Genomic DNA, 9,692 nt, shown 5'->3' on the forward strand with positions numbered 1-9,692 from the left:
CAACTAGATAACTTATTACTGATGATTGGTTAGGAAACTCAATGGCGAACACTACACTGATGAAAGATGAACCTTGTCCTGTTGCGCGCTGTGTCAATCTCATAGGAGATCGTTGGTCATTGCTTATTGTGCGTGATGCTTTTGACGGAATGCGCCGTTTTGGAGATTTTCAGCGCAGCTTAGGAGTAGCACGTAATATTCTTTCTGATCGCCTAAAAAAATTAGTCGATACTGGTGTTCTTGAACTGCAAGATGCTTCAGATGGCACGGCTTATCAAGAATATGTATTGACCGCTAAAGGGGAGAGTTTGTTCCCAGTGATTGTGGCTTTACGACAATGGGGAGAGCAGAACCTATTTGAAAGTGGTGAGCGCCATTCTCTGTTAATTGATAAAAACACGGGTCAGCAAATTCCATTTATGGCACCAGTCGCGGCAGATGGAACAGTGCTGAGAGCCTCTAATACTGAAGTGCAAAAGGTGAAATAAAATAAGACAAAACAAAAATAACCTTTTTTAACTTAAATTTAGGCAGATTAGTTGATAACCTTGCGCGTCAAATTAAGGTGAGATTATGAGATTTATATTCCTCTTTATAAGCGCAATTTCAATTCAATGTTATGCAGCATCAGAAGCAATGGAACTTCATTACTGTGAAACTGTGAAAAGAGCAGCGAGTGGCGTGATGGATGCTAGACAACATGAAGTGCCAGCTAAAGAGTTACATGACATCGCCAATCATCTTGAAGAGCAACAAGCCAAGCAACTTTATCAAGAACTTATCAAATCTGCATATTCTTCAAAGCTATTTGAAGATCCTCTCATTAAGTCAAAAGCTGTCGAAAATTTTCAAACCACTTGGCATGAACAATGTTTGGCAAAAGAATTAGCTAAAAATATGTGAGGGAGTTGGTGAAATTAGCTAACTAACCGATACTAAAAACCACCTATTTTTTAAGCTAGGTGGTTTTTAAATTTTGGAGCGGGAAACGAGACTCGAACTCGCGACCCCAACCTTGGCAAGGTTATAATAAATATTAAATAACAAAGGGTTATATTTTAATGGTGCCGAAGTGGTGTCGAATAAAATTTTACAATTAAAGCTGAGATATTAAGCGATTTGAAGAGTAATTAGTTTAACAATTACAGTATAAAAGAAAAAGTGCATTCCAATTTATGAAATGCACTTTTAATAACTCTCTAATTTATCCAGCAAACCAAATACTTTTATGCTCACATAAAGGGCTTAAATTTTTAACTCGCTTACTATCTCGTTCAAACTGGCCAAAACCACCAGCTAAATCTAATTCTTCACCTAATGCAACTTTTTTATCATTAAAAGTTAGAATTTGATTCTTAGGGTCCCATTGTGCATATCCTTCAGGGAAAATTATTAGAATATCATTTACATATAGACATTCTTGTTTTAGCTGTAACGGCCCCCTCAATCGTGCAGAGGCGAAAACGCCATTAGATTGATAAACAGGAAGCTTTACTGAAGCTAGCTGATCGTTTTTTTCTTGCTTACTTTGAAATTGTTGATTACATGCGGTAAGCAGGCCTAGTAACGTTGCCATTAATAATATTTTATTGATATACAAATTGTGCTCCTTAATCTGACAAATAAGGTGTGTTGATATAAAAAACCGTAAATATAATTAAAAACTTAGATGTTGTTTTGGATTAGCAGCCATTTTGATAGGGTATGAAGCCCAATAATCAGCAAGTTGCTCTTCTTTCCATACATTTATCATTGCTGCAGATGCTGGGAATAAATTAGGAGGTAAATCTGATAAAGAGAACCAGTTCCAGCGTTCAAAAATATCTGGTTCGGTTACCATAACTTGTTCCTTCAAACTGCTATCTGTTAATTTAAAAGTTAGGCCTATAGTCGTGTTAATACGTGGTGAAGATTGATCGATAAGTACAGTAAAAGGTTGGATATTTTGTATATCCAATTTTAAACAAGTTTCTTCGAAAACTTCTCTTGCTGCTGATTGCTCAAAAGTTTCACCAGCTTCGATCTTTCCACCAGGGAAACACCAAGAGGTTTCTTCTCCTTCTTTTATACGTAAACCTAGCAATACTTTATCAGTTTCATCGAAAACCATAACACCTACGCCTACAAGTGGTGAGATATCTGCATCCTTAGGAATTGATTCTATTAATCCTGAGGAGCTAGTACCTAGAACGGCTATATCAAATTTATTTTTCATTATCTTTACCTCTTCTGTTTTATCTTGGTTTTTATAAATTTACCTTTCGGTAAAAATTAGAGCTTAATTATTTAGGAAGTGTGGCGTACGTCATATTTATATATATTTTATATTCTGATCCGTAATTTAAAAAACTAAAGGGCATTTAGCCCTTTAGTTTTATATCTTGATTGCCATTGCTACCTTTGAATATTAGATTTTTCAAGGATACTTATAGCTTTATTCGGGATCGTAAAGATGCTTACCATCTTGTCCTTTGTTGAAAGAATGCAGCCCGTTAAATTTGATTAAAGATAATTATAAGAAGAGGTGGAAGGAATCCGACTTTTTAGCTAAGTAATAGACAATAAAAAGCCACCTAATTCTTTCGAATTAAGTGGTTTTTAAATTTTGGAGCGGGAAACGAGACTCGAACTCGCGACCCCAACCTTGGCAAGGTTATGCTCTACCAACTGAGCTATTCCCGCAATGTGAGCACATTATAGAGTGTTTCATTAAAGTGTCAACACTCTTGTGATCTAATTGAACGTTTAATCAGCACGACGCCAAACTGTACCTTGGCGAGTGTCTTCAAGTACCACACCTTGGTCGAGTAAAGACTGGCGAATACCGTCTGCTTTAGCAAAGTCTTTTGCTTTTTTCGCATCAACACGTTGTTGAATGAAATCTTCAATTTCAGCATCAGACAAAGCAAGCGCTTCTTGTCCAATATCTGATTTTAAGAAATCATCTACATTGTGTTGTACCAAACCTAAAATATTGGTGAGGTGACGTAATGTCGAATAAAGTACAGTCGCTTGGTCAGCTTGCTCTTCTTTTACAGCACGGTTTAACTCTTTATTGAGTTCAAACAATACAGCCATTGCTTCGGCCGTGTTGAAGTCATCACACATTGCATTGTTAAAACGCTCAATAAAGCTTTGATCAAGTGTTTCAGTTGTCTTCTGACCGTACACTTGTTGGTAAGCTTTAAATGAATGGTAGAAGCGAGTTAAAGAAGTTTTTGCTTCTTTGAGTGCCACATCCGAGAAGTTCACAGGACTACGATAGTGCGAAGACACAATAAAGTAGCGGATCACTTCAGGGTGGAATTTCTCCATCACGTCACGAATCGTAAAGAAGTTGCCTAAAGATTTAGACATCTTTTCGCCGTCAACGTTAATGAAGCCAACATGCATCCAGTAGTTTACATATTGCTCGCCAGTCGAAGCTTCACTTTGCGCAATTTCATTTTCATGGTGTGGGAACATTAAATCTGAACCACCACCATGAATATCAAAGTGATTGCCTAAGCAGCAAGTCGACATTGCAGAACATTCAATGTGCCAACCCGGACGGCCATTACCCCAAGGAGATGCCCAAGATGGTTCATTTTCTTTTGCATGCTTCCAAAGTACAAAGTCAAAAGGGTGTCTCTTTTCAACTTCTACGTCAACACGCTCACTTGCGCCTGCTTGCATATCATCAAGCTTACGACCAGAAAGGCGACCATATTTTTCAAATTTGGTCACTTCAAAATAAACATCGCCGTTTGAAGCAGGGTAAGCAGCGCCTTTGTTGACCAAATTGCCAATCATATTTTGCATCTGGTCGATATATTCAGTCGCTTTAGGTGCTTCATCAGGAGCCAAACAGCCTAGGTTTGCAGCATCTTCATTCATTGCATCGATGAAACGAGTAGTGAGTTGTTGGATTGTTTCACCATTCTCATTCGCACGTTTGATGATTTTGTCGTCAATGTCGGTAATGTTACGAATGTAGCGAACATTCCAGCCCTGACTACGTAAGAAACGAATAATGTAGTCAAATGCAACCATAACTCGAGCATGCCCGATATGACAGTAGTCGTAAACGGTCATACCGCAGACGTACATATCGATGTGACCTTCTTTGCGAGGTACAAATTCAACTTTTTTTCGTTGCTCAGAGTTATATAAAACAAACGGTTGCATAAGGGTTTTCAAACACTCAACAAAAACAGTGTTACATCATAACTGATGCATCATTTTTCACAAAGGTTTATGCAAGAATTTTATAAGCTTGTGAAATCTTATACATTTAAAAACGTGTAGATGATTGAGTTATGTTAGAATGCCCCCAAATCTTTTGATTAAAATCACCGATCTTCACAAGAGATCAGATCAATTATTTTGAGTCAAACTCGTATGCCCAATCCTACAGATTTCCAAAGCAGCGCATTAGCAACATTGCGTATTGAGCAACAAGCCTTAGACGTGTTAGCAACACAAATTGGTGACAGTTTTAACCGAGCTTGTGAAATATTGTTACAGTGTAAAGGTCGTGTTGTGATCACTGGCATGGGTAAGTCAGGGCATATTGGCCGTAAAATGGCTGCTACTTTCGCCTCAACTGGTACACCATCTTTCTTTATGCATCCGGGTGAAGCTGGACATGGCGATTTGGGAATGCTGGTTCGTGGTGATGTTTTAATTGCGATTTCCAACTCTGGAAAAAGCGATGAAATCATGATGTTGATGCCTTTAATCAAACATCTTGGCGTTCCTCTTATTACCATTAGCCGTGATGATAAAGGCCCAATGCCGCAAAACGCAGACATTGCTTTAACTTTAGGTGAGTCTGACGAAGCATGCCCATTAGGTTTAGCACCTACGTCGAGTACTACAGCAACTTTAGTATTGGGTGATGCACTGGCTGTCGCTTTACTTGAAGCGCGTGGTTTTACTGCAGATGATTTTGCTCGTTCGCATCCAGCAGGTGCGTTGGGTAAACGCTTACTTTTACATGTAAAACATCTGATGCATACAGGCGATGAACTGCCAAAAGTTTCACCAGATACACCAATGAATCAAGTGCTTTATGAAATTTCTAATAAACGTTTAGGCTTGACGACAATTGTAGATGAACAAGAACATTTGCTTGGTATTTTCACCGATGGTGACTTGCGCCGTTTAATTGATAAACAGCAAGGTTTTGATGTGAATTTGCCTGTTTCAGAAGTGATGACAAAAAAACCATCAACGATTTCTCAAGAAGCACGTGCGGTAGAAGCTCTACAACAGCTGAACCTGAAAAAAATTAGTCAGTTTGTTGTGGTAGATGACCAAAACAAAGTGATTGGTGTAATTAGTATGCATGACCTTATTCAGGCAGGGGTAAATTAATCAATGGCATCTTATGCATTGTTAGAACAAGCACGTCATTTACAGGCATTGGTTCTGGATGTTGATGGTATTTTGAGTGATGGCTTCGTAACGTTAACCAATAGTGGCGATGAAATTAAATCATTCGATATTCGTGATGGTTTAGGAATGAAGCTTGCACAGCAAGCCGGCATGAAAGTTATCATTATTACAGGCAGGAAAAGTAATATTGTGGAAAAACGTATGTCTGATTTAGGTGTAGACCTCGTTTTTCAAGGCCGTGAAGACAAAGGCTCAGCACTTCGTGAAGCTTGTGCGCAGTTTAATATTTTGCCGTCAGATTGCTTGTATATGGGCGATGATTGGCCTGATTTATCTGCTTTTGCAATCGCAGGTATGAGTGTTACTGTGCCAAATGGTCATGAAGAAGTACGTCGCCGTGCGCATTTGGTTACGCAGTCGATGGGTGGGCGTGGTGCTGTGCGTGAAGTCTGTGATATGTTGCTGATCGCAAAAGGCATTTACCAAGAACTTCTTGAAAAATATCTTGCAGTACCGCATTAATAATAAGATTACTTAAAAAGGTAGGCTATTCCTGCTCATGGATACCAGAGTTTTATCAATTGTTGCTGTAGTGGTTGCTGCTATAAGTGGTGGTTACTACTACTATAGTGGCAAGGCAAAAAAACTAGACATTGGTTCTGCGAAGAATATGACATATTCAGCGCAGGGCGTCCATTTGACTCAAACTGATGATCAAGGCAATTTGTATATCCGTGCTGAAGTTCGTCAGCTTGAACAGGATATGCAACAAAAAACATCAAAGTTGGATCAACTTAATGCCTCGATGTATAAAGATGGCAAAGTTGATGCGACGTTCTTTGCAAAACAGGCAAATGGCTACGATGATAACCGTAAAGTTATTTTATCGGGTGATGTGGTCGCAACCAAACTGGCGCCACAAGGGAAGATTGAGTTCCAAACTGATGAGTTAACCGGATATCCAAAAACCAGAGAAATTGAAACCGATCACCAAGTGGTTGTTCAATCTCCGCAAGGCGATTTTGTCAGCAAAGGATTAAAAGCTAATTTGAATAATGGTCAGTACGAATTTTTTAATATTCGAGGAAAGTATGTACCAAAGTCTTAATTTAAAACGTTCTTCAGCTTTCCTAAAACAAGCTGCGGTAATTACATTCGTTGCTTTATCATCTGCTTCGACTTTTGCTTTACCGTCTGACCGTAATCAACAAATTTCGTTAGTGGCAGATCGTGCAACTTATAATGAAAAAACGGGTTTGACGACTTATACGGGTAATGTTGTGATTGAGCAAGGTACGATGAAGCTTCAAGCCGACTCGATTGTTGCTACGCTGAACTCTAAACGTGAAATTCAAACGATTACTGCCAAAGGTAGACCGTCTAAATTCCAACAGCAAATTAGTGCTGACAAGGGCGTTGCGCGAGGCGAGGGTCAAACCATTGTTTATAATGCAGATACAGGCATTATTACTTTGACTGGTGGTGCATATCTATATCAAGATGGTTCAAGTATTCGTGGTAACTCGTTGAAATATAGTATGAACAAAGGCGATGTCGAAGCTCAAGGTTCATCATCAAACCGTGTTCAAATTATTATTCCGCCATCAACTTCAAAAAGTTTCCCAGGAGCGCGTGACTAATGCAACAAGCTCTTCAACCCCAAACTTTGTGTATTAAGCACTTAGCAAAAAACTATAGTAAACGTTGGGTCGTCAAAGACGTATCTTTTAGTATGCAAAGTGGACAGATTGTTGGTTTGCTTGGCCCTAACGGAGCAGGAAAAACAACAAGCTTCTATATGGTTGTTGGGCTAGTGCGTATGGACAAGGGTGAAATTCACCTTGATGATCTTGATATGTCCGATTTAGCAATGCATGAACGGGCACGTAAGGGAATCGGATATCTTCCGCAAGAAGCTTCTATTTTTAGAAAGCTGACAATTGCTGAAAATATTATGTCTATTTTAGAAACACGCAAAGACTTAAATAAGCAGCAGCGCCAACAACGTCTTACTGAATTGTTGAATGACTTTAAAATCAGTCATATTAAAGATTCATTGGGAATGAGTGTGTCTGGTGGTGAGCGTCGCCGTGCTGAAATTGCACGTGCATTGGCTGCTGATCCTAAGTTTATGTTACTTGATGAACCGTTTGCCGGTGTCGATCCAATTTCGGTAGGTGATATTAAAGATATTATCCAGACCTTAAAAGATCGTGGTATTGGTGTGCTTATCACAGACCATAACGTACGTGAAACTTTGGCAATCTGTGAACGTGCGTATATTGTGAGTGAAGGTGCGGTAATTGCGGAAGGTACTCCACAAGAAATTTTGGATAATGAACAAGTCCGTAAAGTATATTTAGGCGACGATTTTACAGTTTAAATAAAAAAGTTAATCTGATTGGCTAAAAAGAGGTCAGTGCCTCTTTTTAGTTTTTTTATATTTATTTTTTAAAAACAATAAATTAGAATCTTTAGTTGATGAAAAAGTAATGTGTGAATTATTCCTGCATTTATGCTTCTTTATGCAAAAAAATATGTAGAATGTAAAAGCTTTTAAACGATAACAAACAAGATCAACAAGACAAGCATGATTGGATATAACCAGAGAAGAGTAAAAAGGACATGTAAAAAGCCAGCTTTCCTGAAAGGGTTGATGCTTTTAACTTCACTGCATGTACCGATGGTGATATATGCCGCTAAACCAAGTGAGCAATATCACACATTAAAAGACAACTTATCACAACTTTTTGCCCCTAAAAGTAGTGATGAATTTAAAGTCGCTAAGATGCAAGAGTTGAGTAATTTTAGGCTAGATCGTTCTAGAGTGCAGGAGTTTCCGACTGTTCAGCTCAATGATAGAGCAGCTTCATCTTATTCAAATTTGCCATCAAGGAAAATGACTCTACAGGAAGCGGTGAAAATCGCCATCCAGCGTAACCCTGATATTTCCCAAGCCATTTCAACTCTAGCTGGCCAAAACGCTGGTATTGATGTTGCGAAGGCAGGTTACTATCCTCAAATTTCAGGTGGTATTACCACAGGAGACTTGAGTAGTGGTGAACGTGGTCGGCAGTTATTGACTTTAAACGCAACTCAAATGCTTTATGATTTTGGTAAAGTCAAATCAGGCGTATCGGTTGAGAAGGCTAAACTCCAAGTCGAGCAGGCGAATGTGTTGGTCAGCATTGATGATATTGCACTTGATGTGGCTCAGTCGATTATCAATATTCAGCGCTATCTCCAATTAAATAAAATTGCCGAGCAGCAAATTGCGGGTATTCAGCGAATTCAGGAAATCGCTAATTTACGTGCAAATGCTGGTATTAGCAGTCAGGCTGATCCGATCCAAGCTCAATCTTATTTACAAGCTGCACAGTCCGGTTTGATTGCACAGCAATCTTTATTACGTCAGTACCAACAACATTTAAGAACATTGTTGGGTGCTGATGTTTCGCGTACAGGTTGGATTATTTCAGATGATTTGGTGAAAGTATCTGATTTATATGGTGAGCCTGAGTTTAATACCATTCCAAAAATGATCGCTGCACAAGCGGGTATTGAAGTGGCTAAAGCTCAAAAGGAACAGACTCGTTTAACTCGTTATCCAACTTTGGCAGTGAAAGGTTCGGTCAGTCAGGCCATTAATGGAAAAAACCCAAACAATGATGAGGACGACGGTTTATATAGTTCCATCATGCTTGAAGCCACCAGCCAGTTTTATCAAGGTGGGTAGTTTCTTCCCAAGTAAAAATGGCAAGTTATGCAGAAGAAGCCGCTAAATCTAAAGTGAATTCTGTGTATCTGGATGTGCTCGATCAGATCAGAACTAGCCGTGAACAAATTGAAAATAAACAACGTCAAATGCAGGTTTTAGCCAACCGCCAAGCGACAACAGTTCGTACACGCGAACTTTATCAAGAGCAGTACAAACTCGGTACCCGTTCATTGGTTGACCTACTGAATGCTGAACAAGCGATTCATAGCGCCAATTCGGAACTTGAAACTGCACGTTATGACATCTACAGCAGTATTGTTCAGTACATTGCAGCAACAGGACGTTCCCGCCAAGCTTATGACTTAAATAATATTTCAATTCAGGGGTTCGAAGTACAACCATGATGACAAAAATAAATTACCAGCCCTGGTTACAGGCGGTCTTAACGATTGCTAAACATTATAGAATTGAGCCTTCAGAAGAAAGGATTCGTTTACAACTTGACTGGAACCAAAATCAAAACCTTGATGATGTTTTACAGCTCATTACACGTCAGGTAGGACTCAATTTACGTAAAGTGCCGTTTTCTTTAGAA

11 protein-coding genes, 1 tRNA gene and 1 pseudogene are annotated in these 9,692 nt (G+C 39.0%); 9 read left to right on the plus strand and 4 right to left on the minus strand.

Translation table 11 applies throughout. The features are described 5' to 3' along the window. Nucleotides 1–41 precede the first annotated feature (41 nt). Complete coding sequence (locus ACXM0J_RS16500) at nt 42–488, plus strand: winged helix-turn-helix transcriptional regulator (protein ID WP_086266329.1); 447 nt, start codon at nt 42–44, stop codon at nt 486–488. Nucleotides 489–573: 85 nt separating this feature from the next. Then, the gene (locus tag ACXM0J_RS16505; RefSeq protein WP_032053046.1) at nt 574–903 is read left to right on the plus strand and encodes a hypothetical protein; all 330 of its coding nucleotides are present in this window, start codon (nt 574–576) and stop codon (nt 901–903) included. Nucleotides 904–1,204: 301 nt separating this feature from the next. Here ACXM0J_RS16505 and ACXM0J_RS16510 read toward each other — a convergent pair whose 3' ends face one another. The 4 genes from ACXM0J_RS16510 to cysS form a co-directional block, all read right to left on the minus strand. Continuing rightward, on the minus strand, nt 1,205–1,576 hold the full coding sequence (locus ACXM0J_RS16510; protein ID WP_086266330.1) for a hypothetical protein: 372 nt from the start codon (nt 1,574–1,576) through the stop codon (nt 1,205–1,207). Nucleotides 1,577–1,657: 81 nt separating this feature from the next. Then, nucleotides 1,658–2,215, minus strand: a complete 558-nt coding sequence (locus tag ACXM0J_RS16515) for a nucleotide triphosphate diphosphatase NUDT15 (RefSeq protein ID WP_086266331.1) — start codon at nt 2,213–2,215, stop codon at nt 1,658–1,660. Between the two features lie 391 nt (nt 2,216–2,606). Next, a tRNA-Gly gene (locus tag ACXM0J_RS16520) sits at nt 2,607–2,682 on the minus strand. A gap of 63 nt (nt 2,683–2,745) precedes the next feature. Next, nucleotides 2,746–4,167 (minus strand): cysteine--tRNA ligase, encoded by a 1,422-nt coding sequence (cysS, locus tag ACXM0J_RS16525; RefSeq protein WP_086266332.1) that lies wholly within the window; start codon nt 4,165–4,167, stop codon nt 2,746–2,748. A gap of 213 nt (nt 4,168–4,380) precedes the next feature. Here cysS and ACXM0J_RS16530 point away from each other — a divergent pair, with 213 nt between their 5' ends. From ACXM0J_RS16530 to ACXM0J_RS16560, 7 genes and pseudogenes are all read left to right on the plus strand, one after another. Continuing rightward, nucleotides 4,381–5,358, plus strand: a complete 978-nt coding sequence (locus tag ACXM0J_RS16530) for a KpsF/GutQ family sugar-phosphate isomerase (protein ID WP_002122342.1) — start codon at nt 4,381–4,383, stop codon at nt 5,356–5,358. Nucleotides 5,359–5,361: 3 nt separating this feature from the next. After that, entirely contained in the window at nt 5,362–5,901 is a 540-nt protein-coding gene (locus ACXM0J_RS16535; protein ID WP_002122322.1) for a KdsC family phosphatase, read from the plus strand. 37 nt (nt 5,902–5,938) lie between these two features. Further along, a complete protein-coding gene (gene lptC / locus ACXM0J_RS16540) occupies nt 5,939–6,487 on the plus strand; it encodes an LPS export ABC transporter periplasmic protein LptC (RefSeq protein ID WP_032007582.1) in 549 nt (182 codons plus the stop codon). Continuing rightward, the gene (gene lptA / locus ACXM0J_RS16545) at nt 6,471–7,019 is read left to right on the plus strand and encodes a lipopolysaccharide transport periplasmic protein LptA (protein ID WP_016144762.1); all 549 of its coding nucleotides are present in this window, start codon (nt 6,471–6,473) and stop codon (nt 7,017–7,019) included. The genes lptC and lptA overlap by 17 nt, the downstream gene beginning before the upstream one ends. Beyond that, on the plus strand, nt 7,019–7,762 hold the full coding sequence (lptB, locus tag ACXM0J_RS16550) for an LPS export ABC transporter ATP-binding protein (RefSeq protein ID WP_002122331.1): 744 nt from the start codon (nt 7,019–7,021) through the stop codon (nt 7,760–7,762). Before lptA ends, lptB begins: the two co-directional genes overlap by 1 nt. A 207-nt stretch (nt 7,763–7,969) precedes the next feature. Continuing rightward, nucleotides 7,970–9,501: pseudogene (locus ACXM0J_RS16555) on the plus strand (TolC family protein). Beyond that, the coding region (locus ACXM0J_RS16560; RefSeq protein ID WP_479750618.1) for a hypothetical protein at nt 9,498–9,692 on the plus strand (195 nt) is incomplete at its 3' end. The pseudogene ACXM0J_RS16555 and the gene ACXM0J_RS16560, both read left to right, overlap by 4 nt.

The sequence above is a fragment of the Acinetobacter sp. GRABPA_MV_2 genome, from assembly GCF_056725885.1.